The 25,280-nt window shown below is 41.9% G+C and carries 26 protein-coding genes and 2 tRNA genes; 15 read left to right on the forward strand and 13 right to left on the reverse strand.

The annotated features are described in order from the left end of the window. Positions 1–34 precede the first annotated feature (34 nt). Positions 35–1,192, reverse strand: coding sequence for a zinc-dependent alcohol dehydrogenase (locus GGQ60_RS14795; RefSeq protein ID WP_183765835.1), 1,158 nt, complete (start codon positions 1,190–1,192; stop codon positions 35–37). Between the two features lie 519 nt (positions 1,193–1,711). Here GGQ60_RS14795 and GGQ60_RS14800 point away from each other — a divergent pair. The 4 genes from GGQ60_RS14800 to GGQ60_RS14815 all read left to right on the forward strand — a co-directional run bounded on the left by GGQ60_RS14800 (position 1,712) and on the right by GGQ60_RS14815 (position 5,680). Further along, positions 1,712–2,230: an RNA polymerase sigma factor gene (locus tag GGQ60_RS14800; RefSeq protein ID WP_183765838.1), complete on the forward strand. Its 519-nt coding sequence runs from the start codon at positions 1,712–1,714 to the stop codon at positions 2,228–2,230. A 245-nt stretch (positions 2,231–2,475) separates the two neighbouring features. After that, a complete protein-coding gene (locus tag GGQ60_RS14805; RefSeq protein WP_183765841.1) occupies positions 2,476–4,116 on the forward strand; it encodes a PAS domain-containing sensor histidine kinase in 1,641 nt (546 codons plus the stop codon). 54 nt (positions 4,117–4,170) lie between these two features. Continuing rightward, entirely contained in the window at positions 4,171–4,818 is a 648-nt protein-coding gene (locus GGQ60_RS14810; RefSeq protein ID WP_183765844.1) for a response regulator transcription factor, read from the forward strand. Between the two features lie 412 nt (positions 4,819–5,230). Beyond that, the gene (locus GGQ60_RS14815; protein WP_183765847.1) at positions 5,231–5,680 is read left to right on the forward strand and encodes a response regulator transcription factor; all 450 of its coding nucleotides are present in this window, start codon (positions 5,231–5,233) and stop codon (positions 5,678–5,680) included. 242 nt (positions 5,681–5,922) lie between these two features. On the opposite strand, the gene GGQ60_RS14820 is transcribed toward GGQ60_RS14815, so the two are convergent. After that, positions 5,923–6,870: a manganese catalase family protein gene (locus GGQ60_RS14820; protein ID WP_183765850.1), complete on the reverse strand. Its 948-nt coding sequence runs from the start codon at positions 6,868–6,870 to the stop codon at positions 5,923–5,925. A 397-nt stretch (positions 6,871–7,267) separates the two neighbouring features. On the opposite strand from GGQ60_RS14820, the gene GGQ60_RS14825 reads away from it, so the two are divergent. The 3 genes from GGQ60_RS14825 to GGQ60_RS14835 all read left to right on the forward strand — a co-directional run bounded on the left by GGQ60_RS14825 (position 7,268) and on the right by GGQ60_RS14835 (position 8,333). After that, entirely contained in the window at positions 7,268–7,789 is a 522-nt protein-coding gene (locus tag GGQ60_RS14825) for a YciE/YciF ferroxidase family protein (protein WP_183765853.1), read from the forward strand. Between the two features lie 321 nt (positions 7,790–8,110). Continuing rightward, positions 8,111–8,186 (forward strand) — tRNA-Met (locus tag GGQ60_RS14830). A 75-nt stretch (positions 8,187–8,261) separates the two neighbouring features. Beyond that, positions 8,262–8,333: transfer RNA gene (locus GGQ60_RS14835), tRNA-Glu, on the forward strand. 461 nt (positions 8,334–8,794) lie between these two features. Here GGQ60_RS14835 and GGQ60_RS14840 read toward each other — a convergent pair. After that, entirely contained in the window at positions 8,795–10,258 is a 1,464-nt protein-coding gene (locus GGQ60_RS14840; RefSeq protein WP_183765856.1) for a recombinase family protein, read from the reverse strand. A 735-nt stretch (positions 10,259–10,993) separates the two neighbouring features. Here GGQ60_RS14840 and GGQ60_RS14845 point away from each other — a divergent pair. Beyond that, positions 10,994–11,392, forward strand: a complete 399-nt coding sequence (locus tag GGQ60_RS14845; protein WP_183765858.1) for a nuclear transport factor 2 family protein — start codon at positions 10,994–10,996, stop codon at positions 11,390–11,392. Between the two features lie 20 nt (positions 11,393–11,412). Then, a complete protein-coding gene (locus tag GGQ60_RS14850) occupies positions 11,413–11,976 on the forward strand; it encodes a TetR/AcrR family transcriptional regulator (RefSeq protein ID WP_183765860.1) in 564 nt (187 codons plus the stop codon). On the opposite strand, the gene GGQ60_RS14855 is transcribed toward GGQ60_RS14850, so the two are convergent. Continuing rightward, a complete protein-coding gene (locus tag GGQ60_RS14855) occupies positions 11,973–12,335 on the reverse strand; it encodes a winged helix-turn-helix transcriptional regulator (protein WP_183765862.1) in 363 nt (120 codons plus the stop codon). The two genes, GGQ60_RS14850 and GGQ60_RS14855, sit on opposite strands and share 4 nt — an antisense overlap. Positions 12,336–12,417: 82 nt before the next feature. On the opposite strand from GGQ60_RS14855, the gene GGQ60_RS14860 reads away from it, so the two are divergent. After that, entirely contained in the window at positions 12,418–12,912 is a 495-nt protein-coding gene (locus GGQ60_RS14860; RefSeq protein WP_183765864.1) for a nuclear transport factor 2 family protein, read from the forward strand. A gap of 46 nt (positions 12,913–12,958) precedes the next feature. Here the strand turns inward: GGQ60_RS14860 and GGQ60_RS14865 are convergent, their stop codons facing one another. The 6 genes from GGQ60_RS14865 to GGQ60_RS14885 all read right to left on the reverse strand — a co-directional run bounded on the left by GGQ60_RS14865 (position 12,959) and on the right by GGQ60_RS14885 (position 16,895). Continuing rightward, positions 12,959–13,888, reverse strand: a complete 930-nt coding sequence (locus tag GGQ60_RS14865) for an oxidoreductase (RefSeq protein WP_183765866.1) — start codon at positions 13,886–13,888, stop codon at positions 12,959–12,961. Between the two features lie 22 nt (positions 13,889–13,910). After that, positions 13,911–14,393 carry a DinB family protein gene (locus GGQ60_RS14870; RefSeq protein ID WP_183765868.1) on the reverse strand — a complete coding sequence of 161 codons (483 nt, stop codon included), beginning with the start codon at positions 14,391–14,393 and terminating at the stop codon, positions 13,911–13,913. A gap of 11 nt (positions 14,394–14,404) precedes the next feature. Next, a complete protein-coding gene (locus GGQ60_RS14875) occupies positions 14,405–15,229 on the reverse strand; it encodes an MDR/zinc-dependent alcohol dehydrogenase-like family protein (RefSeq protein WP_221235976.1) in 825 nt (274 codons plus the stop codon). Next, a complete protein-coding gene (locus tag GGQ60_RS22920; protein ID WP_221235977.1) occupies positions 15,178–15,501 on the reverse strand; it encodes an alcohol dehydrogenase catalytic domain-containing protein in 324 nt (107 codons plus the stop codon). Before GGQ60_RS22920 ends, GGQ60_RS14875 begins: the two co-directional genes overlap by 52 nt. Positions 15,502–15,593: 92 nt before the next feature. After that, positions 15,594–16,454 (reverse strand): helix-turn-helix domain-containing protein, encoded by an 861-nt coding sequence (locus tag GGQ60_RS14880; protein ID WP_183765871.1) that lies wholly within the window; start codon positions 16,452–16,454, stop codon positions 15,594–15,596. A 57-nt stretch (positions 16,455–16,511) separates the two neighbouring features. After that, positions 16,512–16,895: a winged helix-turn-helix transcriptional regulator gene (locus GGQ60_RS14885; RefSeq protein WP_183765874.1), complete on the reverse strand. Its 384-nt coding sequence runs from the start codon at positions 16,893–16,895 to the stop codon at positions 16,512–16,514. 75 nt (positions 16,896–16,970) lie between these two features. Between GGQ60_RS14885 and GGQ60_RS14890 the strand changes: the two genes are divergently transcribed. Next, entirely contained in the window at positions 16,971–17,714 is a 744-nt protein-coding gene (locus GGQ60_RS14890; RefSeq protein ID WP_183765877.1) for an SDR family oxidoreductase, read from the forward strand. Positions 17,715–18,148: 434 nt separating this feature from the next. On the opposite strand, the gene GGQ60_RS14895 is transcribed toward GGQ60_RS14890, so the two are convergent. After that, complete coding sequence (locus tag GGQ60_RS14895) at positions 18,149–19,024, reverse strand: SDR family oxidoreductase (RefSeq protein ID WP_183765880.1); 876 nt, start codon at positions 19,022–19,024, stop codon at positions 18,149–18,151. Positions 19,025–19,094: 70 nt separating this feature from the next. Between GGQ60_RS14895 and GGQ60_RS14900 the strand changes: the two genes are divergently transcribed. Continuing rightward, entirely contained in the window at positions 19,095–19,433 is a 339-nt protein-coding gene (locus GGQ60_RS14900; RefSeq protein ID WP_183765883.1) for a winged helix-turn-helix transcriptional regulator, read from the forward strand. Positions 19,434–19,857: 424 nt separating this feature from the next. Here the strand turns inward: GGQ60_RS14900 and GGQ60_RS14905 are convergent, their stop codons facing one another. Further along, positions 19,858–20,835: an aldo/keto reductase gene (locus GGQ60_RS14905; RefSeq protein WP_183765886.1), complete on the reverse strand. Its 978-nt coding sequence runs from the start codon at positions 20,833–20,835 to the stop codon at positions 19,858–19,860. 110 nt (positions 20,836–20,945) lie between these two features. Between GGQ60_RS14905 and GGQ60_RS14910 the strand changes: the two genes are divergently transcribed. The 3 genes from GGQ60_RS14910 (at position 20,946) to GGQ60_RS14920 (ending at position 24,564) form a co-directional block, all read left to right on the forward strand. After that, the gene (locus tag GGQ60_RS14910) at positions 20,946–21,275 is read left to right on the forward strand and encodes a winged helix-turn-helix transcriptional regulator (protein WP_229685129.1); all 330 of its coding nucleotides are present in this window, start codon (positions 20,946–20,948) and stop codon (positions 21,273–21,275) included. A gap of 45 nt (positions 21,276–21,320) precedes the next feature. Further along, entirely contained in the window at positions 21,321–22,217 is an 897-nt protein-coding gene (locus tag GGQ60_RS14915; RefSeq protein WP_183765891.1) for an alpha/beta fold hydrolase, read from the forward strand. A 919-nt stretch (positions 22,218–23,136) separates the two neighbouring features. After that, entirely contained in the window at positions 23,137–24,564 is a 1,428-nt protein-coding gene (locus GGQ60_RS14920) for an amidase (RefSeq protein ID WP_183765893.1), read from the forward strand. Positions 24,565–24,589: 25 nt separating this feature from the next. On the opposite strand, the gene GGQ60_RS14925 is transcribed toward GGQ60_RS14920, so the two are convergent. After that, positions 24,590–25,204, reverse strand: coding sequence for a Crp/Fnr family transcriptional regulator (locus GGQ60_RS14925; protein WP_183765895.1), 615 nt, complete (start codon positions 25,202–25,204; stop codon positions 24,590–24,592). Positions 25,205–25,280: the final 76 nt, after the last annotated feature.

Below are 25,280 nucleotides of genomic sequence, written 5' to 3' on the forward strand. Positions count from 1 at the left end.
CTTATAACTGCATTCATTTTAATTAAGGCTATGTTTAGGGCTTAAGCACAACCTTTACGCAATCGTCTTCCTTTTCATCAAATATTTTATAAGCATTGGTGGCATCATCAAGTGGCAGCACATGCGTAATGATATCATCCAGGACTACTTTATTATCACTAACCAAATCAATAAGCTTATCGATATAGTTTAATACCGGGGCTTGTCCTTGTTTGATGGTAATGCCTTTATCAAAAATCCGGTGTAATGGAAAATTATTGTACATAGAACCGTAAACCCCCATAATAGAAACGGTTCCCATTCGCCTCACGGCTTCGAAACACATTTCGAGCACTTTAATCGATCCTTTTTCAAAGTTAACCGTTGCTTTTACTTTATCCATAAAAGAACGTTCCGGCTCAAAACCGCAGGCATCAACACAAACATCGGCACCTCGCCCATCGGTCATCTCTCTTATGGCTGCCACTACATCATCTCTATCGGGGTTTAACGTGTCGACATTATTTACCTGCCTGGCCTTTTGTAAACGGTAATCCAGCGGGTCAATGGCGATTACCCGCCCGGCACCATTAATCCATGCCGCTTTTTGAGCCATAAGACCAACCGGCCCCGAGCCAAATATGGCTACCACCTCTTCTCCCTTTAGCTGGGCCCAATCTATTGCGGCCCATCCCGTCGGAAAAATATCCGTCAGGAACAACGCCTGCTCATCTTCCAGGAATTCAGGCACAATCCTGGGACTGATATCGGCATAAGGTACCCGCACGTACTGTGCCTGCCCTCCTGAATAACCTCCATACAAATCGGTATAACCAAATAATGCGCCGCCTTTTTGGTCCGTTAAATTCCCATTCGGCCCATAATTCTTGTAGTTGGAGTTTTCACACGCCGGTGAGGCCTGGTGGGTACAGAAAAAACATTGGCCACAGGCAATTGGAAAAGGAACAATTACGCGATCGCCCTTTTTTAGATTCAGAACAGCCGAACCGGTTTCTTCAACAATCCCCATAAATTCGTGCCCCATAATCATGGGATCTTTTTGTGGTACTGCTCCGCTTAAAATGTGAAGATCTGAACCACAAATGGCTGTAGATGTGATCCGGAGAATTACATCACGGGGATCAAGAATCGAGGGATCAGGTACGTTGTCTACCCGGATATCTCCGGGTTTGTGAAATACTGCTGCTTTCATAGTTAGTGATTTTTAGAACTTTTAACTGAATAAAAGTTTTGTGAATGATCAATAACTGGCTAACACCGGCAACTTTTGATTGGTTTATCTTATTCTAAAAACAGGTATATGTACCTTCATCAGCCAGAAAAGCCGCAACAGCTTATATTTTATTAAAACTTCCGGACGGAAAATGATTTCCAAAGGTTTTCTATCTGATGTGGCCTGTTGCTGATACCCGCTTTACAGCAATGGTTTTATTTTTTTCGGACTTAAGCGCTGTAAAGGTTATGGCACAACCGTATCCCTGCAGGCATTAGCAATCCATTACGTATAAATACGGGGTAATGATATAAATACCCTAAATGTAAAAAGCGTAAACCAATACTCCTTAAAGTTGTACTTAACAGTATAAATGAATAAGCTGCCATTAACGGCAAAGCAATACGGGATATTCATTTACAAATACGGTATCGATTAAACTATACACATGATAGCATAAACTAAAAATTTAAACCCCATCTACCTAAATCTAAACTTATGAACAGAACAGAATTCAGTAAACTCGTCATTATTAATTCAAGCTCTTTACAAATGCATGCTATGCAATTTACCAAAGACCTGGATGATGCCAATGATCTTGTGCAGGATACCCTGGTAAAGGCCATTCGTTTCTTTCATAAATTTCAGGAAGGCACCAATCTGAAGGGCTGGCTGTTTGTAATTATGCGTAATACCTTTGTTAACCAGTACAGGAGCAGCACCAGGAGAAAATCCATTATAAGTAACGAGGAAGAAATCAACGATTCGAGCCTTAACCATAGCGCCGAATATAATGCAGCAGAAAACAAGCTTTTAATGGATGATATTAACATGGCTCTTTCAAAGTTGCCCGATCAATATAAAATTCCCTTTATCAGGCATTTTGAGGGTTATAAATATTGTGAAATTGCAGAGGAACTGGATCTGCCTCTGGGTACCATTAAAACGCATATCCACCAGGCCAGAATTATGCTCAAGAAACAGCTTAAGCGTTATTCGATAAGCCATAGCGGATAATAAAAATGGCCTGTTGTAAATACCCCGTTCCTGGCTTTACCGTACCACTGGTAAAGAAATAAATAATGAACAGAACTTTTTTCCCTTGAAGTTGTTATAACTGGCATATAAGTCTTTTAGCTGGAATAGGCCCTCCCATTGCTAGTGGGCCCAACACTGCATCAGCATTTTAACGCCATTATCGAAAAAACAAGAAATAAAATTGAGTCACACTCAATAGGATTATTATTAATAATGTTTTGATTTTGAGGCTAAAAAAAACACGAAGAAAAGGACTGAGTAAAATCTCGAAAGAAGCAATTTTAACAGCACTCCGTTTAAGGGCAGAACAATTATCGGTTAAACAGAATGAATCTGACGATAATACGGGGACCGGAGAAGTTGCAGCCTTATTAAATGAACTCGAAATCCATGAGCTTGAACTGGAAATGCAAAACGATGAGCTTAAGGCTTCGTACAAGACAACAGAGATGGAACGTTCCAGGTTCGCCGATTTTTTCGATTCTGCCCCAATTAGTTATTTTATACTGGACGGCCAATGCATTGTTAAAGAACTCAACCATGCAGGTTCAAAATTACTTAAACAGCAAAAATGGGAGATTAAAGGCAGGTATTTTACTGATTGGTTATTGCCTGCTGTACGGGAAGATTTTTATGAATTTGTAAAAAGGCTTAAACATTCTGATAGTGGCAACTGCTACGAAACAAAATTAACAACAAGAGAGGAAAAGGTACTTTTTGTTCAGGTTGGGGGTACGGCGATAAAAAATCCCGATACAGAACAAATAGACTATTATATTACCTTAACTGATGTTACAGAATCTAAAAATGTGGCCCAAAACCTTACAGACACCACCGAAAGCTTAAATCAAATTCTTAAGGCATCACTTACAGGTACCTGGAGAATCTGGCCAAAACAAAACCGGGTTTTCCTTGATGAATTCAGTAAAAACATATTATCGATTAACAACGGGGAGTTGACTAATACGATTGAATCATTTTTAGATTTAATCGTGCCGCAGGACCGCCAAAAAGTCTGTTCGATTTGTAAAACATCAGGTTCGTTAAGGGAAGTAGACCTGGAATTAGGTTTGCAAACCCAAAAAAAGGAGCAGGAAACCATTCTGGTTAAAGGCAAAGAAGTAATTTCAAATGAAGGGGAGCATTATTTCACAGGCATTTTACTTGATATTTCTGAAAGGAAACGTGCAATTGCAAAAGAGTATGAAGATAAAAGCGAGCAACAGCGGCTTTTAACCGAGGCTTCGATCAATGCCCAGGAAAAGGAGAGAAATAAAATCAGTGCTGCGCTTCACGATAGCATCTGCCAGTTGCTTTATGGCATCCGCTTTAATTTTCATCATTTAAAAAAAGGAAAACATGAGCAGGAAGAGCTTAATAATATTACCATTTTGATTGATGAGGTTATCCGGGAGATCAGGGCAATATCTTATGAGCTTACCCCCTCTATCCTTAAAGATTTTGGTTTTACAGCAGGTATAAAAGAAATGGCCCACCGCCTTAGCCATGAAACCTTCAAAATTTATTGTAAAATCCATCATCACGCGGATAAGTTACCTGCCAATGTACAACTCTATGTATTTCGGATCGTACAGGAATTATTGAACAACTGCATAAAACATGCACAGGCGAGCGAAGTTCAAATTACAGTATGCCTGGAAAATAACATAGCCAGTGTCGTGATTTCGGATAACGGGAAAGGCTTTGATGAAGATATAGAAATAGCCCTGCGCAGGGGCTCCGGACTGAGGGGAATTAAAAACAGGGTATCGTTGTTGAACGGAGAACTTAAAATATATAACCACGCCGGTGCCCGCTTTAGTTTATCCTTTAACTTTTCAGATTTTAAGGAAGTTTTTCCATGATCGATACTGAAATGATGAAACTAAATATTTTTTAACCTAAATAAATATAACACATTGAAAATCATACTTGCAGAAGACCACATCATCGTACGCAATGGCATTAAGATACTGCTGGAATCACAGCCTGAAATTTCAGTAGTTGCAGAAGCAGCTCATGGCCTTGAGGTACTCTCCTACTTCGAAAACGGTGGGGAAGGTGATATTGTACTTGCAGATATCAATATGCCAGAAATGGATGGTATTAACCTGACTAAAAAACTCAAATCTTTAAAACCGCAGATAAAGGTAATTATACTCTCCATGCTGGATAATGAAAAATATGTTGCCCAGGCTTTTATGGAGGGAGCATCGGGTTATTTACTAAAAAGTATTGGAGCGGATGAGCTGGCCTTTGCATTAAAGTGGGTTTCAAAAGGGGGCCAATACCTTTGTGCCGAATTATCGCAAAAACTATTGGGACAACTCATTAAAAATGTATCAAGGCAGGCTGAAGAGCAGAACCTGCAAATCGATTTCTCACTAAGGGAAATGGAAGTACTTAACCTTATTGCAGAAGGTTATACCAATAACGAAATGGCCGATAAGCTTTTTCTAAGCAAACGAACTGTTGAAGGGCATAGACAAACGCTGATCGATAAAACCGGCTCTAAAAATACGGCTGCACTGATCAGGTTTGCCATCCAAAATGGCTTCCTCCATTAATTGAGGCCAGCAAATGCCTCATCAGCCAGCGCTTTTTTCACAAAAAATTCAGGTTAATGTTTTTATGGTTTAAACCGAAAGAAATTTAACTGTGATTTTATTCCTAAGTTGCTGGCTTATATATTCTCTCCAATCCCTTGTTAGGCATCCTTAGCGGAAAAAGAACAATATTATTTCCTACCCCCTTTTCCTTTGCTGTATTTTGTTTCAATTTTTAGCTGGCCATCTCCAGATACTCCATTAATAATACACAACCTTTTTTCTTTGTACTATTTCATTTGTAAAAGTTGAGGAATGGTCAAAATCCGTATTAATTCGCGAAATAACACGTACTTGTTACGTTTCGAGAATTAAATCATAGCCTTAAATTTATACTACATCCATAACCTAATTTATGCTACATCCACAACCTATGAAAATAAATCACTCCATATCGCCCAAAACCTTTAGCGGAAAGCAAACCAGACAAAAAATTTTGTTGATTGAAAATGATTTGCCCCTGCGCGAAATTTTAATCGAAATATTTGCTGATTACCATTTTAGCGTGAAAGGTTTTGAATATACGGAGAACCTGCATGAATTGGCTTTGCGGTTTCAACCTGATATCATTATCGTGGATTACCTGCTTCCCAAAATAAATGGCGATGAACTCTGCAGGCAAATAAAAACAAAGGCTGAAACGGCTACTATCCCTGTAATTCTTTTTTCAGCTTTTGACAATGCAGTAAAATCAAAGAAAGCTTCCAACTGGGATGCTTTTATCGCCAAGCCTTTTGATTTGGACGAATTAATCAAAACCATTAAAAGGCTCATTTTTAAACGAAAAAACAATACCCAGCTGCATCCTTCCCGTCACCTGTAAGTTTCGCCCAAATGCTGTATAAGACTATCTACCGGAGAAACAGTCTCATAAGATTTGAAGTTGTGCACTTACGAGTCCAATTAAAAGCATACAATTGTATATACACATACTGTATGCCTTCTAATTGGACCCGGTTTAGTTTAACTGAGTTCATTGTGCCCCTCTAACAGAACGGGTATATCCTTCCTCCTGTTGATTTTTAGTTTATGTTCCATATTCTTAATCAGTATGTTAACGATTAATTAAGATAAGGTACCAGGATAGCTGCTCCATTGATTTTCACTAGCCGGAACAGCAGCATCAATTTCTTCTTTTCTAATTTCCCCTAGCTTCTTTTCGGCTTCCTTTACATCTTGTGCCGAACGCTTTTGAGCATTTTCAGGGTTTAAATCCGTTAAACCCGCGGTATCCCTAACGGTCTGTATAGGGTCTGCCACGTAGGTCCATTCTTCGCCTAATTGGGAACTTTTGCCCTGATTCCATGGAGCGGATGCATTACCATCCTGCGACATATTGAAATAAAGATTGCTGTACTGTGGTTCTCCCTGAAGTATTCCCGGCGGAAAATTAGGTTGGATAGTAGCCAATGCGGCCTCAAACATTTGATAATGTGCAACCTCCCTTGTCATTAAAAACTTTAACGTATCTTTAACATACGGATCATCTGTAAATTTTAGCAAATACTCGTAAACGATTTTAGCCCTCGACTCTGCAGCCATATTCGATCTCATATCTACTGTTAAATCTCCATTGGCATTGACATAAGCTGCCGTCCACGGATTTCCATTACTGTCTGTTAATGCGGGACCACCACCATTTACTATAGCAAATTGAGGATTTACCATAGCTTCGTGTACATACTGATCTTTAGCTGCCTGTCCGTCAAGCAATGTCGATAGCTCATCTTTTTCTGCTGCATCCTTTAGTTCTCCGTTCACTCCGCCAAGAAGCATCTGGATGGTTGCACCGACGATTTCAAGATGGCTAAATTCTTCTGTGGCAATATCCATGAGCATATCATACTTATCCGGATGAGGCTGCCTGCAGGTAAAGGCCTGTGTAAAATATTGCATGGCAGCTTTTAATTCGCCATTCCCTCCCCCAAACTGTTCAAGCAACAATCTCGCAAAACGAGGATCAGGTTGGGATACACGGGCATTAAACTGTAGTTCTTTAACGTGGTAAAACATAATTTTTTAATTTAATAGTTAGACTTATTTAATGACATCCTGCCGTTTAAAAAGTTCCGCATAATGTCAAATCAAGTATTAAATGAAAATTTTTGCGCTAAATACGCTCCTAACCTGATTAATTACCGGATATAGCCCAGTCTAATCGCCAGCTTTACCAAGCGAGGCGTTATGCTTAACAATACACATAATAGATTAAATATCAGTCATTTACCCCCCCTGCAAACAGACCTCTTCTGACTATAATAACCCTGCCTCAATAAAGCCTGTTGCGGTAATCATATCACGGGAAATTCGGAAACTCATGTATTAAATACGTGATTACATTTTTCGCTAAACCTTTTTAAAAAAGGGACTGTTCTTTCAGTAAACCATTATTCACTTAAACAAAAACGATATGGCAAATCAAAAAAACAATGCAGAAATGCCGAATGCGCACCTGCACGAATTATTTGTAGATGAGCTGAGAGATATTCTTGGAGCAGAAAAGCAACTTTTAAAAGGTTTAAAAAAACTTGCCGGAGCTGCAGGCAGTGAAAAGGTTAGAGAAGCTTTTGAAACGCATTACAGCCAAACTGAAGGCCAGATAGACCGTTTAAAAGAAGTATTCTCTTCAATAGACCTCACGGCAAGAGGAAAAAAATGTAAAGCAATGGAAGGTCTTTTAGAAGAGGCTGATGAAATAATTGAAAGTTTTTCTGAACAACCGGAAGTATTGGATGCAGCACTGATCTCGGCCGCTCAAAAAGTAGAGCATTACGAAATTGCAAGCTATGGCTGTTTGGTTACTTATGCAAAATTAATGGGGCATACCGATGCTGAGCAGTTATTGGCAGAAACACTTGCAGAAGAAAAAGATACTGATGCACTACTGAGTGAAATTGCGATGAGCGAAGCCAATGTAAGTGCAACCGCTTAACATCATCAACCAAATTATCTGATCCCTTTTGGTCAATTTTTCAGTATAGCGAATGCCCTATAATTTAAGGTATGTTCGTTAGCTGTTCTGGCCAAAAGGGATCAATAGGTTTCGGCTTATCCGAAATGGTACGTGGGCGCTTGACTCCCCAATAACTCCCATATTTTTGCCCTCATAAAAATCATTAAACAGCAAAAATAATTCACTAAAAATCAAGCATATAATCCAAAAAATTAAATAAAAATCTATTAAGCCTTTTAAAAACTGAAAATAATGTATACTTTTGCACTCCTTCAAACGGAGTATTGAAGTAAGATAAAGTGCGGGGTGGAGCAGTTGGTAGCTCGTCGGGCTCATAACCCGAAGGTCGCACGTTCGAGTCGTGTCCCCGCTACCAATTCAGTTGGGAGTTGAGCGTTTTTAGGTAGGAATTACTCCAAACTAGAGAACTCAAAATCAAACTCAGATTAATGGCCCGTTCGTCTAGGGGTGAGGACGCCAGATTTTCATTCTGGAAACAGGGGTTCGATTCCCCTACGGGCTACTTAAGTGAACGACCTATTAGGGTTGTTCACTTTTTTTTATAAGACTACCCTGCTGACTATTAGCGATTTAAAATTGTAGTTTCTTCAAAATAAAGGTGTTCGACAATTCATCGAATCTTATCTAGATTCTAATCTCTTTTTAAAAAAAAACCTCTTGAGCTTAGTTATAGAGCCCTTTAGGTGTTCGATTTACCCTTAAGGTCTTTGACTATTCCGGGATCCTCGAGACGTCTAAATCTCTTAGCAAGCAAATAAAGAACGTCCAAAATTTTACCCGCCTGAGTTTCATCTGCCTCAATACCATTACGCTTTAATACTCTGATTGCTTGATTAACGGTAACCGCTCTGTTTGAAAAGTCTTTAGATTTATTATTTGTGGATGATTGCATATTCGTATGTTTTTAAGATTTATAATGAAAGACAATACACTGAGATGAAAACTGAGATAAGCTAATTTGTATCAGCAGTAATTGATAACAAGTGATAACGCTTCGTCAAATTGTAGGGACGCAAGGGTTTTAGTAACTGGATTAATCTTTGAGGGCATAAACAGGCTTATGATGCTACGCTTATCTTCAATGTCTTGATTGGCATAGGAATGAAAAACCGTCACATCTTCCCGAGGCCAAACCTCATAATTCCGGCAGGCACTTAACAGTCTGATGGTAGCTCTCTCTAATTGGCTATTCAAATAACCTGATATTTCATTATACTCTTTTTTAAAGCTGCCAAAATCTTCAAAGTCTATTTTCTCACTTAAATAAAACATCCTTGCCTTTGACATCAAATTTTGTTGTTTTGAAATTTTATCGAGGATCGCCTTTCGTTCATTGATATGTATTTTCCGAGTTGAATAAATATTTTCATCTTCAAGAATTAAATTAAAAAGCTCATGAATCTCTGGTCTAAGACGTATCTTCTTTAATTCATCCTCATAAGATTCATTTAATTTATCAGCTCTAAATCTACCCTTACAATTTGGTTTAGCACAATGGTAATATGCATATTTTGCCTTTTTGCCTTGAGAAAAACTCCCTGTTAACTTACTATGACAAAAAGGACAAATTAAAAATCCTCGCAGCGGAAACCACAGGAATAAATTTTTCTTTTTACCCTTTATCCTTCGTCTGCTGTTTAAAAAAGCTTGTACCTGGTAAAACAAACTTTCTGAAATTAATGGCTGATGATCACCCCTGATAAATTGCAGCTCTTCGATCTTGGAAGCGCGCAGGGTAATAATGCCACAATACATAGGATTGCGAATAAGTTTCCAAAAATTGGTCTTGCTACATTGAAAACCGTTGGCGCATGCCATTCTCCTAACTTCCTCAACATTTAGTCTGCCTTTAACTAATTCTTTAAAGGACCATTTTATATGATCTGCCTCTGGTTGTTTTGGAGCGATAAATTTTTTTCCATCCAAAGAGGTGAGGTTAATGTACCCAATTGGTGCTTTTCCGGCCCATCGACCCATTTTCTTTGCTCTTCGCATCCCATCAGAGGTATTTAATCCTCGTCTATGATTTTCTGCCTCAGGAATAGATAAATAGACCGCAAGCATTACAATGCTCTCCGGAATTTCAAAATCAATCGGCTGATCGATAGCCATGGCCTGCACGTTTAGACTTTTTAATATTCCCATCATCTGATACGCATATTGAATATTGCGACTAAACCGATCCCATTTAAGAAATAATATATTCTGTGCGTGCATATGCTTTTTCTTTTTAATCGTAACGATTAGTTTCTTCCATTCTGGCCGGTTAAAGTCCTTTGCAGAATAATCTTCACGGAAGACACCTTTGATCTCAATGTTGTTTATTTCGCAGTATTGAATCAGACGCTCCTCTTGTTCAACAAGGGAGTAGCCTTTCCTCTTTTGTTCATCGGTACTTACGCGTACATATAAATAAGCTGTTTCCATGATCCATTTACTTTACAATCTATCACTGGCTTATGGTTAAAACTCGATCATACCGATATTATTATCCCACACAGAGAGCTTGGTGGTATAAATAAAGTTCATCATTAAAAACGATAGTTAAATATCCATTTCGCAAATTCCTATCCATAATAAACAAGAAGATTGATACCGATTAATTATCTGCACGGGGATAAGTAGAGCTCTGCTGCTTAAAAATGATGCCTTGTTGTTTGGACAATCATGATTTGTTGACGAAAAACTATTGTAACTTATACGAAGATAAACATGATATTTTTTGACTATATTTTAAGTAACAAAAGACAAGCTATAGTCAAAGTAGAATTAAGTGTCCTTAGTGGGCATTCGGCAAAAATGGTTCTTCCCCATCTTCAATCCATTGAAAATGCTATTAATCTACATTGGAGCAATGGTCCAGTCGAAGGCAATATTAACAAACTGAAGACTATTAACGTTAAATGTACGGAAGGGCAAGCTTCGATTTACTCGGGAAAAGACTAGTGTTAGCACCGGATTGACCACCAAAATTGGGGAAGAACCACTTTCACCGAATTCACAAAATACCCTTTCCCTTTTTTCACTAAGAAAATTGGCACTTATTGTCTTTAATCGATTTTCGTTGACCACTCCTGATCACCTAATCCTGTCATATTTATAAGCATTTCAAATATTTTTTTATCTTTGTGACTGTTTAGTCAGTCACTAAAATTTATACTTATGTCAACAAAAGAACTAGTTGAAAAATATTTTGATGCAATTATCAATGGGCGGTTTGAAGAAATTTCAATGTACCAGTCACCATCCTATGTACGTTGGATAAGCGGTGAGGGATCCTGGCCTTTCGGAGGTTTTCAGGATGAGCAGCGCATGGCTCAGATTTTCGGAATTATCAGGGAGCGCTTTCCTGATGGATTGAAAATTACGATTAATTCCATTATCGTAGAAGGGAACAAGGCGGTAGTACAGATCCGGAATTATGCAAAAAGGATTGATGGTCGAATTTATGATAACCAGATTGTTTTTTTAATAACAGTTGAAAACGGTCTGATTACAGAGCAAAAAGAATTTCTTGATACGATAATGGTCAATGAATTATTTTGCGGGACACTTACCTAGATTATAATAATACATCCCCCATGGATAAAAAACAGCATTTGTTGGATACTGCCCTGAAACTATTTGTAGAGTTTGGTTTTCATGGTACGCCAACTGCAAAAATCGCAAAGGAGGCAGGGCTCTCCAGTGGCACACTATTTTATTTTTTTTCAACCAAGGATGAGCTGGTCACTTCTCTCTATGTTGATATTAAGGGAAAAATGACAGCTGCTATCATGGCCGATATTGAAGGTGAAACTTCTATAAAAAGGCTCATTGAGGGATATTTTAAGACCCCTTTATTTTGGGCACTAAACAATCCGATTGAATTCAGTTTTACCGTGCAGTTCAGTAATTCCCCATATCTGAATCAGCTGGCAGCCAAAGAAATTGACTCACATATCAAACCTTTCCTTACCATCCTTAAAAGAGGTGTAAAAGAAGGGGTTTTAAAAAAAATAGATCCGGAACTTATTTTTGCATTGGTCAGGGGACACACTTTTAGCATCCATCAATACCTTATCGAACATCCGGCAAGTTTAAAAAAACAGTCCCAAATTATTGAAACTGCATTTTCAATAATTTGGGATATGATTGCTGTTTAAGTGTTTTGCCTGCCCGCGAAAAGTTCCTGACGATGTGATGCCGCCCAATTGATCAGATCGTCCATCATCGGTGCCAGCGCCTTACTGTAATCGGTAAACCGGTATTCAGTCCATGAGGGATATTCTTCCTCATGGACAACTTTAGTAATGATATGGTTTACTTCCAACTCCTTCAATTCCTTGCTAAGCATACGGGGCGTAATGCTTTTCAGCGTATTTTTAAGGTCGGAAAAACGGTTATTCCCCTCTGCCATGGCGCGTACAATATAAAGTTTCCATTTGCCGTTCAGAACATAGAGTGCATCTTGCAAAAGACGCATTTCCGTATCAGAATATATTTTTTCACATTTCATTTCCATCTTACAAAAATTAGTATACAAAAGTATATCAACCTCAGTAGTGATCTTCTATGTCGCATCTTTGTAGAAATTAAATATCGATATGAGCATAGAAGAAAAAGTTCAGTATGCAGTGGATCGTTTCGAGATCCAGGATGTAATCACCCGTTATTCTTTTGGTCAGGACCTCCATCAGGGCGATGACCCTAATATCCTTGAAATATGGAAGGATATCTTTACCAAGGACGCAGTTTTGGATTACAGTGCCGCTGGTAACCCGCCCACATCTTATGAGCACATGGCTGTTATTATGCGTGGTGATAAACATACCGTGGGAAATATGAGCAGCTTTTCCAACTGGCAGCATCTGGCCGGAAATCCTGTTGTAAAAGTTGAAGGCGAAAAAGCGAGCGCACGTACCGATCTTTGGGCCACCCATAAAGGTAAGCTCACAGATGGTAAAATAACGCCTTCGCTGTATGTTGCAGGCGCCTTTACGGACGAGCTGGTGAAGACAGCCGATGGCTGGCGCATCAGTTACCGCAAACTAGAAATCCACTTTATGGACTTACTGCAGACCCTGCCACTTCCGTCCTGATAAAAAATGGCAGTGCATAGCACCGTTAGGCCTTTGCATTGCCATTTTAATATTTATTATAAAAAGATACGCTGGTAGCCTCTTCTGCCAGTTCCCATAACTGCGCAGCGAGCTGCGTGGACTTTGCTGTTTCTGTGATCAAGGCTGGAGCAGGACAGCCTGAGTATTCGTGCTCGCCATCAGGGCCATAATATGCCCCGCCGGTCGCCTCAGGCGATGTGGCGGCATAGAGTGCCGGCAAAGCCGCCTGTGTGGGAGGCATAGTCTCCCCAAATGCTAACATCCGCTTATCCAGTTCCTTTGGGTCAATATGTCGTTGGAGGCTTGTCCTGCTCACCCCTGGATGAGCTGCAATGGAAGCAGTCTGGTGCCCCATGGTTCTTATCTGCCTGTCTAATTCCAGTGCAAAAACAAGGTCTGCCAGCTTACTGGTAGCATATGCTTGAGCAGCATCGTAACCCTTTTCCATTTTATGGTTACTGAAATCTATGTTTTCTACCCGTTTATAAGCACCGCTGGACATTGTTACAATACGTGAGCCCGGTGTTTTAAAAAGTATTGCGGACAGCCGGGCTGAAAGGGCAAAATGGCCGAGAAAATTAACCCCGAATTGCAATTCAAACCCTTCCCGCGTCCGTGTTGCAGGTGGGTACATAACACCCGCATTGTTGACAAGGATATCCAGTGCCGGGTGATGATCACAAAAAGCTTCCGAAAACCGTTTGACCGAATCAAGGTCTGCCAGGTCAAGTGCGGCATATTTTATCGAGCCACGACCCTGCCCGGACGACATGTGTGCTATTGCAGCCATTGTCTTTGTTTCATCCCTTGCGGCAATGGTAACATCAGCCCCGGCCACATAAAGTGACCGCGCAATTTCATAGCCAATTCCGGTATTGGCACCGGTAACAATAGCAGCTTTCCCCCTAAGGTCAGGCATGTCGGCAAGGGTCCAACCTTCGTTTTTAATTAACATATTTCGAAGTTTTTATGGTTCTTTAATCCGCTGGGTTAGCGACAAGCTTGGTTAAGGATATGATGACGCCAAAGTGCCTGCCTTCGTGTACGGCATTGGTTGCTATGGCATCTTCAATGCCTTCAATGGCAATACCTGATGGTAGGTCCCATGCGGCGTAATGATCCAGCTTGCCTGAGGCTACATCATCTGCCAGCTTTTCAAAAGCTTCGGAAAATGCGTCCTTGATTTTTTCAATTTCTGTGTCGTTGATAAAAGCACCGGGATGTGTATCGGGCGAAAACTGCGCAAAATAAGGGATGTCTATTGTTGGTGTAATTCCACCAAGTTGGTAACATAACATTTGTTGGGTAAACACCAGATGACCCACGTTCCAGATCAGGTTGTTTTTCATATTGGTGGGTACCAGGTTCATCTGTTCCGTACTAAGGTCTGCTATCGTTTCGAGAATACTATGCCTTACATACCTGATAAGTTCCAGTTCTTTTTCTAATTTGACTTGCATCGCATTTAATTTTAAGATTGACAATCGATCATAATATTTTGAAGATTACCTGCGCTGGCTGCGGCATCCATAGCCTGGTGCAGTTCTGCCATCCGGAACACCTGCGGTGCTATGACATCGATAGGCAGCTGCCCGCTTTTTACCAGTTCAAGCATTTTTCTGGTGGCATCTTTGGGGTACATAAAATTGCCAATGATCGACCAGCTATTGATCATCACATAAGTATAAGGGACCGGCAGGTCCACCGCCATACTCCCCATAATAATCAGGCGGCCGCCCGGCACGAGGCTGAAAAGGGCAGCCAGCGTGGAATTGGGGTCTTTGGCGTTACCAACCATATCGAAAGCCATATCTGCGCCGCCTCCACAGGCATCCTTGATGGCCAGGGCATCTTCCTGTGGATTTCCTTTTAAGACAACAGGCACAACGCGTGGGCCTGCTTTTTGGGCTACTTCAGCTAACATTGTTTTATTCCGGCCAGTGATAATAATTTTGGAGGCACCCATAGCTACGGAAAGGAAGACAGCCGCAGAACCAAACGAGCCTGTTGCGCCATTGATGACAATGGTTTCACCTGCTGCCAGCTGCCCTTTGAGCAGGCCGCCATAAGGCACTACAAAGCGGGTCACTGCAGAGAGTTGTGCATCTGTATATTGCTCAAGTCCGTCCAGTGGGGTAAGTGTTTCTGCCGGAGCGAGTACATAAGGAGCCAGCGTACCATCGGGCCAATCCAATTGGGCTGGAAGTGCTGTGTCACCGTTTTTAGTAATCCCCAAAAGGATCATCATCGGGCTCTTAACATTTTCGCGTGCTGTAATGTGGGAGGAAAGTACCACTCGCTGCCCGGGTTTAAATGCCATACATCCTGTCCAACCGCTTCGACATAGCCAATGGCATTACTGCCCATTGTAAACTCATGGGGAGGCGGATTATAAACGGCTAATTGCCCTTCCGTATAACTTTTTAGATAGGATACCAAACCCGAAACGGCTACTTTTACCAGTACGCTTCCAGCACGGACTTCAGGAACCGGAATCTCTTTTAACTCCAGTTTACCGCCCATTTTTTCGAGCCGCCAGGCCTTCATTGTTTTTTGAATACTTTCCATAACAAATAATCTTTTTGTTATGGCAAAGGTAGTTTGCGACACAGTGGCGAGCCAGCCCGTATCAAAGCAATTTGTACAAAAATCAAAGGATTTCACCTGCGTAAGGAAAGTGGTGTTGCCCCCGTATGTTTTTTAAAGAAATTATTGAAATGATTGGGGTATTCAAAACCAAGGCAATAGGCAATATCGGCAATGCTCCAATTGGAGAAATGAAGCAGTGCCTTGCTTTCGGCGATCATCCGTTCTGCAATGTGGGTCCGCGTGGATTTACCAGTTACTTCCTGAACAACGGCGTTCAGGTGGTTGACATGGATCGCAAGCACAGCGGCAAAATCCTTGGGCTTCCTGAGCACTATCGGCTCCATGGGCGTTGCTATAGGATATTGTTTTTCAAGGGTATCTAAAAATTGTCCTGCTATGCGGAATGCCGCATTCTGCCTTGTGCCATTGATTTCCGCAGGCTGCATTTTTAATCCTTCATGCATCAGCAGGTCAATATAACTTTTCAGGCTTTCGTATTTTAAGGTATAGCCCGAATGATAAGTGGAAACAATATGCTGGAACAGGAAGCTGACTGTAGCATAGCCCTCATCCTGCAAAGTTAAAATAGTGGGAGATTCCATGCGGAATAAACTGTGTAAGGAAAATCTCTCAGCACGGGCATCGGTTCTTAAAAAAGCTTCCGTAAAAATTGCCCAGTAGCCTGACCGTTCTTTTTCGTCCGGCATAAAGGCATAGGGTAATAATGGATGCAGGAACAAAAGCGATGGACCGCTAATCCGGACTGACCTTTCTGGAAACGTTAACGTACCTGAATGGTTGACCAGCCATATTTTATAAAAATCCCTGCGGCTGTAGTCCGCCTGCGAAGGTCCAGCGGAAAACTGATAGAAAGCGGCCTTAAATGCAGGCAACTGCCCATTGATTTCGTTTCTTATATGATGCGTATCCATTATGCAAAGATACAAAAATCAAAGAATTGAGATAGAGAAGTCCGGAAGTCGTAAATCTTAATCGGTAACAGTCTTCAGTTTCCGTCGATGCTGCTTGCCCCACTTGATCATTTCCAAAATAATGTCACCAAATGAGTAGCAATAATCTGTCACCGTATATTCTACCAAAACGGGGTTAGAGGGAATAACTGTTCGCACAATAATCTGGTTTGCCTCCATCTCTTTGAGTTCCCTGGAAAGCATGCGGGTAGTGATACCTGGAATACTGCGTTCAATTTCCCTGAACCGCCTGTTGCCATTGCAAAGGGAATTGATGATTGGCAGCTTCCATTTTCCGCCAATAACATAGATAGCATCCTGAAGTGCCTGAACCTCCTCTTTCTGATTACGGGGTTCAGAAAGAATTTCTTTCGCCTTTTTGCTTTTGACTTGATTGCCCATAGTGGTATACTCTGTTATACTGGTAACAAAATTATATCATTTAGTTTATAATTTTGCCCTCAAATCAATAAAAAAATGAAAGCATTAAAGGACAAGGTTGCGGTGATAACCGGTGGAAATTCAGGGATTGGTTATGCAACAGCAAAAGAATTTAAAGAACAAGGGGCGACGGTTATTATTACCGGCCGCCGGAAAGAAGCTATTGAGATCGCAGCAAAGGAACTTGGCGTCACAGGTATGATTGCCGACCAATCAGACGTCCAGGCGGTTACAGGGCTTGCAGAGCAGGTCAATATACAATTTGGCAAAATCGATATTTTATTCATTAATGCAGGGATTATTGGCCGCACCACCATAGCAGACGCCACAGAATCCATGTACGATGAAGTCATGGGCATCAATTTAAAAGGCGCCTATTTTACTTTAAGCAAATTTATCCCGCTTTTAAATGACGGAGCCTCGGTAGTATTCCTTTCTTCGAATGTGGCCAGTACAAACAATATAGCTTCCTCGATCTATTCGTCAAGTAAAGCAGCGCTGAATTCTGTTATGCGGATAGCAGCCCTTGAACTGGCCCCAAGAAAAATCAGGGTAAATGCTGTAAGCCCCGGGCCTACCGAGACAGAAATACTCAATAAAGCCGGATTTGATGAAGCAACCTTAAAGGCGGTTAAAACCGGCATACTCAGCAAGATCCCATTAGGGACTATGGGCAAAGCCGGTGACGTTGGTAAAATGGTAGCCTATTTTTGCAGCGATGCCTCCAGCTTTATTACAGGCGCAGAAATTATCATGGATGGCGGTATGCGTTTGGCATAAATGTATATTTCATCATAGCGAAAGTTACCAATAGTTATTCTTTGAACATTTACCATTAGATAAAAGTTACCTATTGAACTTCCTTTCAAGTCCAACAGATAGATTTTATTAATTTATAGTAACTTAAAATTTTACCTAAAAGTCCTGTATTATTGAAATTATCTTGTGTTCCATGAATTTAAATTTCATGGAACCATATTTTAAATCTCAAAATAAACACGTCTTGCCTTTTTATCGCGGCCAGTTAAGTAAAGTGGCCATGGTATTGATTGACGCTACAATCATTATGTCTTATCTATTTTTCTGGGCAAAACCAGTAAAAAGGTTTAGATGTTATACTGTTAGTGCCATCTCTTCTCCGCTAACGCAACTAAAAACAGATATTTGCTTTTGCCAGATATCCGCACCGTAATGCAAATATGAAGCTCTTCATGTTAAAGATTATCCATTGAAAATGCGCTTCCGGTATATTCTTCCAACCAATTCCAAACTACTTTTTCATTTGCTACATTATCATATTTCGGATTCACTTCTGCCGTCTTTCGATCTATAAAATATTTTCCTGTTACCCCCTTTATGTCAGATGAAGTTGCCAGGTAGACTAAGGTATCAGCGCCTTGCTCGGGAGTACGAAAAAAACGGCGGGCAATTTTGCCTAAAAAGTTGAACAACCAACCTAAATCACTTTGAGTCGAAAAATTGGTGGCTACGGCACCCGGATGCATACTGTTAACTGTAATACTATCTACACCATTTTCTTTTAACAGCGCGGATAGGCGTTGGGATATCAGTATAAGATACAGTTTTGCGTTACCATAAGCTTTCATTGGCGAATAATCATCTTCGCTGATATTATTGAAATTCGGTTCTGCGTTTTGACGATGGGCAGAAGAAGAAACGTTTATAATACGACCTTTATCGCTTTTTATCAAGCACGGCAGTAATCCGGTCATAAGTAAAAAGGGAGCAATCAGGTTTAATGCGATCGTCTTTTCCGTTCCTTCTGATGTATTTTCCCTGTTTTTATTCATCATTACCCCGGCATTATTAATTAATATATCAACGACTGGAAACCGGGATTTAATTTCTGCAACCATAGCTTTTGTATCGGCTGCCAGAAACAAATCAGCTGTAACTATATCGACCTGCGTGTTTCCCGTCACACGAATTATTTCTTGCTGAACATGCTTCGTTTTTTCCTCATCACGCCCATGTATAATTAAGTGAGCTCCACCTTTGGCTAACTCTATTGCAGCGGCTTTTCCAATACCACCTGTTGCACCGGTTATTAAAATAATTTTGCTTTTCATTAATTCCATGTAGCAAAAGTATCACCAAAATGATATATTTTTGATACCAGTTACTTAAAGGATACCAAAAATGTTGGAAGAATTAACCATTCAGCAAAAAATCAAATACCTGCAGGATACACTGTATGTTATATCCGGTAAATGGAAACTACTGATTTTGATGTCAATGTACGGCGGCACCTGCCGCTTTCGTGAGTTGCAGCGCAGTGTTGAAGGAATCACGACGCGCGTGCTTTCAAAAGAATTGAAGGAGTTAGAAGTAAACAAGTTAATTGAACGAAAGATTGACAATACCTATCCTGTTTTAATCACTTATCAGCTGACGCCTTATAGCTTTTCACTTAAACCCATGGTAGACGAAATGATCACCTGGGGAGCCCAACACCGAAAAGAACTGAGCAAGCCATGAGATTAGCTACCACTAGAACACACTACCAAGCTACCATGAATGGGTATTTCAGGGAAAATGGCTCTTCCCCAGTTTTGGTGGTCTTTCAAAATGAAGTGAGTAATGTAAAATCAATGGATTAAGTGTTCATTAAGACTTACTGGTGTTTAAAGCTGTATGATTCACTAATATATATAGACAAGAATCATGATCAATGTTAGTTCTAGCAAAAAATACAAAGGAACTACCGATATAATAGGCTTGTAGCAATTTAAAGTACGGTTGTTTACAAAAAGAAAACACTTATTCGTCGTGTTTTTTTACCAACAAAATTAGGGAAGAGCCAGTTTAATTGAAATACACACTCAATCTTTGAAACTGCAAATCTTTCGTTTGTTTTGAACAACCAAATACACCTGTAAACTTTGTCGGTACAAATGCCGGTTTACTGTTGCCAGATAACCTGCTGAACAGTTTTCAGCAAATCATGCGGATAGCCGTATTCAAACGCACTTACACCGTCAAGTCTGTCGACCTGTTCGGCCGACAAACTGACGCTCAGCACTTGCAGGCTTTCCTGTAAATGCGATAATTTTCTTGCGCCGAGGATCGGAAATCCCTTTTTGGTCATTGACCACGCCAGCGCGATCTGCCCCGGGGTATTCCCGGTTTCCGAAGCGATAGACTCCAGTCCATCGATCAGGCTTTTTGTAGCATTATCTTCTGATCCGGTATCCTTACCCATCGCCGTCAGCCTGCCTGATTCACCTTTACGGTATTTCCCGGTAAGCAGTCCTCCGGCAAGCGGTGAATAGAACATCGTTCCTAAACCAAGATAGGCCGCCGCGGGAAGAAGTTCACGCTCCGCTGTGCGTTGCGCCAGATTGTATTGGACCTGCAGAGCGGTCAATTGTATTTCGCCCGCAATCGCAGCTACCTTCCAGGCCGGGAAATTGGCCAGGCCGGTGTATAGTATCTTGCCTGATCTTACCAGATCTTCGAGTCCCCTTGCTATCTCTTCGACAGGAGTCATCCCGTCATCGTAATGAGGCATGTAAATATCAATGTAGTCTGTCTTCAGGCGTTTCAGACTGGCTTCGACCGCCTGCCGCATGGCTTTGCGGTGATTCCCTGAATTGGCCGGTGCCGGACAGACTTCACTGCTTCGGGTATATTTGCTGCAGATCACAAAATTGTCGCGCTGGCCATCCAGAAAGCTGCCCACGATCTCCTCGGCCTGTCCTAACTGATACTGATCTGCCACGTCGATACAGTTACCGCCCGCGTCCGCGTAAGCGGATAATATTTGAGAGATCTCTTCCTGTGAAGCCCCGTAGCCGCGCCGGTCTCCTAAACTGGCTGCACCTAATATCAGCTCACTCACGGGAACGCCCGACGTCGTTCCGAATAACAGCATTTTCATAATCTAAAGTTCCGCATAACCGCTCTTTCAGGCAAGTACGGCTGAATTCAGCCGTATCGGATCAGACAGTAAGATGACTATATTTGTCTATGTACGAGCGAAAACTACCTGTGAATCTTAATTGCGGCCTGCATGTTTTTATGCATGTCCTGAACGGAAAGTGGAAAGCTAACCTGATCTGGAATATCCATAGCGGTATCAAAAGACCGGGTGAACTGCACCGGAGATTGTCGCAAGCTTCAAGGCGGCTGCTGGACACCCAGCTGAAGGAACTGACAGAAATTGGCATTCTTTCAAAAAAAATACTGGAACAGAAACCGCTGAAGGTAGAATATGAACTTACTGAACTGGGCAAAAGTTTGTTACCCGTTTTCGAGGTAACAGCACGCTGGGGCGAGGCTCACCGATACCTGCTCGAGCCTGCAGAAGCGACGGTCTAAAACTCCGTCAATGGTCACCACACTTTCGTTTAAAAGCAAGAATCAATGATATCATCAATAAAACATGTGACCACCTCAGCGCTGGAGCTCGCCTATCTCGATCTGGGTTCTGCACAGGGCTGGCCGGTCGTCCTGACCCATGGGTTTCCCTATGATGTCCATGCTTTCGATGAAGTAGCTGTGATGTTCGCAGGTAAAGGTGCCAGGGTGATCCTGCCTTATGTCAGGGGGTTTGGTCCAACAACATTTCTCTCAGATGCGACCATGCGCAGCGGGCAACAAACCGCCAGGGCAAGTGACCTTATTGAGCTGATCGACGCTCTAGGTTTGAGAAAGCCGATTATCGCTGGTTTTGACTGGGGCGGCAACGCCTCCTGTACTGCGGCGGCTTTATGGCCGGAACGCATCGGTGGTCTGGTATCTTACGCCGGTTATGATATTATCGATATTGCGGAACAGCAGCAGGCGTTCAGTCCTTCACTGGAACGTGTTTGCTGGTACCAGCACCTCTTTCAAAGTCAACGCGGACGGGAATGCCTGTTAAGAGACCGGCGCGCTTTATGCCTGTTGCTTTGGACAGAATGGTCTCCGAATTGGGATTTCGATGATGATACGTTTGAACGTTCAGCAGCTTCATTCGATAATCCTGATTTCGTCGATGTGGTGATCCATAGCTACCGGCACATGCACGGCCGGGAGAATGGCGATGCGCGATTTGAGTTACTGGAACAGAAACTGGCTCAGAAACCGAACATCAGGGTTCCGGCTGTTACTCTCGACGGCCGGTCTGATCCGCTTAAGCCCGGCGGGACCGCTGATCATGCGAAATATTTTACCGAAAGACATGAGCATCGCGTTTTTTCCTGCGGTCACAATGCTCCACAGGAAGATCCCCAGGCTTTTGCAGAGGCTGTTCTGACGGTACGGGACTGGATCAGTTAAGCGGTTCTTGATTATCTAACCAGCTCAACGATCCTGCTGCTAAACATGGCATCCCGTACCAGCCGGGCTATCCGCGTCTTTGATACCGAGGCTATTTACGAATTGAACGTAGACAGGACCTCGCAAAATTCCAGATAACTCACCTCCATTCCCAATTAAATTTTAATTTTATATTATTATTTTTAATAATTCATAAATGTTTATATCTTTGCCAACCGAAAGTCAAAAACGACTTGATTTTCTAGATACAGATCTCTGGAGTAATTTTTCCAAAAGATCTAAAAAATTAAAAAGCGGTTCAAAGAATTTCCCGTTAGGGCTACAAAAAAAGACCTCGCAATTGCGGGGTCTTTTTGTTTTTACCGGGCTTGCCTTAATGGCTTATGATTACAGAGACTGTCCTTCCTTTTTGGGATCAATACAATACCCTATAGCAAATGCAAGAGATAAATGCGTATCAAAGGAAAAGGCAATCTTTTTGCTTTTAGCAATGAGTTCTGTTACGAACTTGTCAATTTTTGGAAAAACCTATTTTTGCCATTCGTTATGATCTATAATCTTCCCGCCATTATATAAATGTGATAGGCAAAGCAAATCCTGAGTTTCATGGCGTGCCTTTCCACAATGTATGGAAATGCGTTTCCGTTGAAGATTTAAAAAAATTAAGTCCTTTTCCGACTCAAAAAACCAGACACTTCTTCTAAATCAATGGAATGATGAAATTGATTACCCAAACGCCAAAAGATCTCACGTCCAGATTACAAATATCAGGTCATTATCCAAGATCCTTTGAAAACCGTGATAAATGTCACGCTTAAATCGTGTCATATCACTTCGTTTCTGAAATACATCTACATCTAATTTTGTATCAGGCGCTGAAAGCAAAAAGCGCAAATTGAAAATTAAATGTAATAGAGTTATGAAAACACAGACAATCAACAGTGAGCCGCTCTTCTTTCAGGATGCAACCACGCTGGCAGAGCTGATCCGTACCAAAGAGGTGTCTCCGGTAGAAGTGATTAAAGCTCACCTTGATCGGATAGAAGCGGTTAACCCAGCTGTAAATGCCGTGGTAGTTGTAGCTGATTCGGCTATTGAAGCTGCAAAAAAAGCAGAAGCCGCAGTGATGCGCGGAGATAAATTAGGTCCGTTACACGGTGTTCCCTTCAGCGTTAAAGATTCAATAGACACAGAAAACATACTCACTCAACGCGGCTCACCAATCTTCAAAGGCCGTATACCGGATAATGATGCTACCAGTGTTGCCCGGATGAAAACGGCTGGGGGTATCCTGCTGGCCAAGACAAACCTGCCTGAATTCTCTTATTGGATTGAAAGTGATAACCTGTTGAGTGGACGGACTAATAATCCCTGGGACCTGACCCGTACTCCGGGCGGATCAAGTGGCGGTGAATCCGCCGCTATCGCAGCGGGCATGTCACCGTTAGGGCTGGGTACCGACCTCGCCATCTCCGTTCGCGGTCCGGCCGCACAGACAGGTATTGTGTCTTTAAAAGCGACGCATGGACGCATACCTATGACCGGTATTTGGCCGCGGGCTCCCCGCCGGTTTTGGCATGTTGGGCCAATGGCACGTAGCATTCGTGACCTGACACTGGCTTTTTCACTGCTTGCAGGCCCCGATGGTAAGGATGCGTATTCAACCAGTACAACTCTATTTGATAACGGTTCCGGTTTCCTGCCATACCGTCCGCTACGCATCGGCTGGATGGTCGGCCCCGGTTTTGGTCCCGTAGATTCCGAAGTAGCTGCTACAGTCAAGGCCGCTGCTGAAGCTTTAAAAAGTATCGGGTTGTTTGTAGAACCGGTAGGCATTCCGGCATTGGAAAAAGATTTTGCGTTGGATGTTTTTAACCGCATCCACGTGATGGAAATGAAACCAGCTTTCAGGGAAGCGATTGCTGGTCGTTCAGACAATGAGATATATAAGATGGCTAAAACCATGTTATCATTGCCGGATACCTCGATAACAGATTTTATTGATGCTGAACAGGCCGCAGAGCGCATACGCGATGGTTATGCGGAATATTTCAAGGATTATGATGCGCTGATTACCCATGTACTGCCGATCCCAGCCCATAAGCACGGAGAGACTGAATTTGTGATTGACGGCCAGAAGGTAGATGCCACTTACCTGCAGGGGGCTACCGTTCCGTTGAACGTGACTGGTCTGCCAGGTATATCCATGCGTTTTGGCACCAGTAAGGAGGGCATGCCGATCAATGTACAGATTGTAGGCAAATGGTCTGCTGAATCAACCATTCTGCATATCGCTTCCCTACTGGAAAGCATCAGCGCGGTACGAGGCCTATATGCTAAACTTTAGTTTCAAGGTATCTTAAATAGCAAGGTTATATTGACCTCCCTGGCTCAAGCCGGGGAGTCTTTGCAGACCTTGAAAAGTCTTTTCGAATTCTGCTCAGGGTTTCTCTGGAAATGCCCAGGTAAGAGGCAACCATGTGCAGGGGAACTTTATTAAATACATTGGGATACGCCCGTTGGAATTCCAGGTACCTTTCTTCTGCAGAGCCGCTGATGAGTGAAAAGATTCTTTGTTGGCTGGTCTCATATGCACTGGCATTCAGCCGGTCATAAAATTGTTTAAATGCAGATATTGTTACCAGTAGTTGTTCCCAGTCATTTTTGCCCCATATGATAACCGTACTCGAAGAGAGTGCTTCGATATTGTAATTGGATGGGGTCTGATGGTTAAAACTTTCGGTATCGGTCATCCACCAATTTTCAATCCCAAACCTGACTGTATGGTCAATTCCTTTTTGATCAAACCGGTAAAGCCGGAAACAGCCACTTACAACAAAGCACATAGATTTCCATACCTCACCATCGTGAAGCAGAGATTGCCATTTCCTGATTTTCTTGACAGTCGCTACAGACTTAATCCTTTCCAGGTCGGCCCCTGAGATCTGTACAAATCCGAGCAGGTATTTTTCAAAGGGTGCAAACATCCCATAAAGATAAAAAATTAACCATGGCGCAAAGCAATTGTAGTTTATTATTCGAAACCGGTTTATCTCTTTCAAT

The organism is Pedobacter zeae (genome assembly GCF_014196715.1).
GTDB lineage: Bacteria > Bacteroidota > Bacteroidia > Sphingobacteriales > Sphingobacteriaceae > Pedobacter > Pedobacter zeae.

Bases quoted from the DNA above. Each gene is read 5' to 3' on its own strand.
- GGQ60_RS14850 (WP_183765860.1), top strand. From the start codon at position 11,413: ATGGATAAAAAACAGCATTTGTTGGATACTGCCCTGAAACTATTTGTA.
- GGQ60_RS14905 (WP_183765886.1), bottom strand. From the start codon at position 20,835: ATGAAAATGCTGTTATTCGGAACGACGTCGGGCGTTCCCGTGAGTGAG.
- GGQ60_RS14920 (WP_183765893.1), top strand. From the start codon at position 23,137: ATGAAAACACAGACAATCAACAGTGAGCCGCTCTTCTTTCAGGATGCA.
- GGQ60_RS14815 (WP_183765847.1), top strand. From the start codon at position 5,231: ATGAAAATAAATCACTCCATATCGCCCAAAACCTTTAGCGGAAAGCAA.
- GGQ60_RS14890 (WP_183765877.1), top strand. From the start codon at position 16,971: ATGAAAGCATTAAAGGACAAGGTTGCGGTGATAACCGGTGGAAATTCA.
- GGQ60_RS14880 (WP_183765871.1), bottom strand. From the start codon at position 16,454: ATGGATACGCATCATATAAGAAACGAAATCAATGGGCAGTTGCCTGCA.
- GGQ60_RS14925 (WP_183765895.1), bottom strand. From the start codon at position 25,204: ATGTTTGCACCCTTTGAAAAATACCTGCTCGGATTTGTACAGATCTCA.
- GGQ60_RS14895 (WP_183765880.1), bottom strand. From the start codon at position 19,024: ATGAAAAGCAAAATTATTTTAATAACCGGTGCAACAGGTGGTATTGGA.
- GGQ60_RS14825 (WP_183765853.1), top strand. From the start codon at position 7,268: ATGGCAAATCAAAAAAACAATGCAGAAATGCCGAATGCGCACCTGCAC.
- GGQ60_RS14820 (WP_183765850.1), bottom strand. From the start codon at position 6,870: ATGTTTTACCACGTTAAAGAACTACAGTTTAATGCCCGTGTATCCCAA.
- GGQ60_RS14800 (WP_183765838.1), top strand. From the start codon at position 1,712: ATGAACAGAACAGAATTCAGTAAACTCGTCATTATTAATTCAAGCTCT.
- GGQ60_RS14865 (WP_183765866.1), bottom strand. From the start codon at position 13,888: ATGTTAATTAAAAACGAAGGTTGGACCCTTGCCGACATGCCTGACCTT.
- GGQ60_RS14885 (WP_183765874.1), bottom strand. From the start codon at position 16,895: ATGGGCAATCAAGTCAAAAGCAAAAAGGCGAAAGAAATTCTTTCTGAA.
- GGQ60_RS14915 (WP_183765891.1), top strand. From the start codon at position 21,321: ATGATATCATCAATAAAACATGTGACCACCTCAGCGCTGGAGCTCGCC.
- GGQ60_RS14860 (WP_183765864.1), top strand. From the start codon at position 12,418: ATGAGCATAGAAGAAAAAGTTCAGTATGCAGTGGATCGTTTCGAGATC.
- GGQ60_RS14900 (WP_183765883.1), top strand. From the start codon at position 19,095: ATGTTGGAAGAATTAACCATTCAGCAAAAAATCAAATACCTGCAGGAT.
- GGQ60_RS14795 (WP_183765835.1), bottom strand. From the start codon at position 1,192: ATGAAAGCAGCAGTATTTCACAAACCCGGAGATATCCGGGTAGACAAC.
- GGQ60_RS14840 (WP_183765856.1), bottom strand. From the start codon at position 10,258: ATGGAAACAGCTTATTTATATGTACGCGTAAGTACCGATGAACAAAAG.
- GGQ60_RS14855 (WP_183765862.1), bottom strand. From the start codon at position 12,335: ATGGAAATGAAATGTGAAAAAATATATTCTGATACGGAAATGCGTCTT.
- GGQ60_RS14845 (WP_183765858.1), top strand. From the start codon at position 10,994: ATGTCAACAAAAGAACTAGTTGAAAAATATTTTGATGCAATTATCAAT.
- GGQ60_RS22920 (WP_221235977.1), bottom strand. From the start codon at position 15,501: ATGGAAAGTATTCAAAAAACAATGAAGGCCTGGCGGCTCGAAAAAATG.
- GGQ60_RS14870 (WP_183765868.1), bottom strand. From the start codon at position 14,393: ATGCAAGTCAAATTAGAAAAAGAACTGGAACTTATCAGGTATGTAAGG.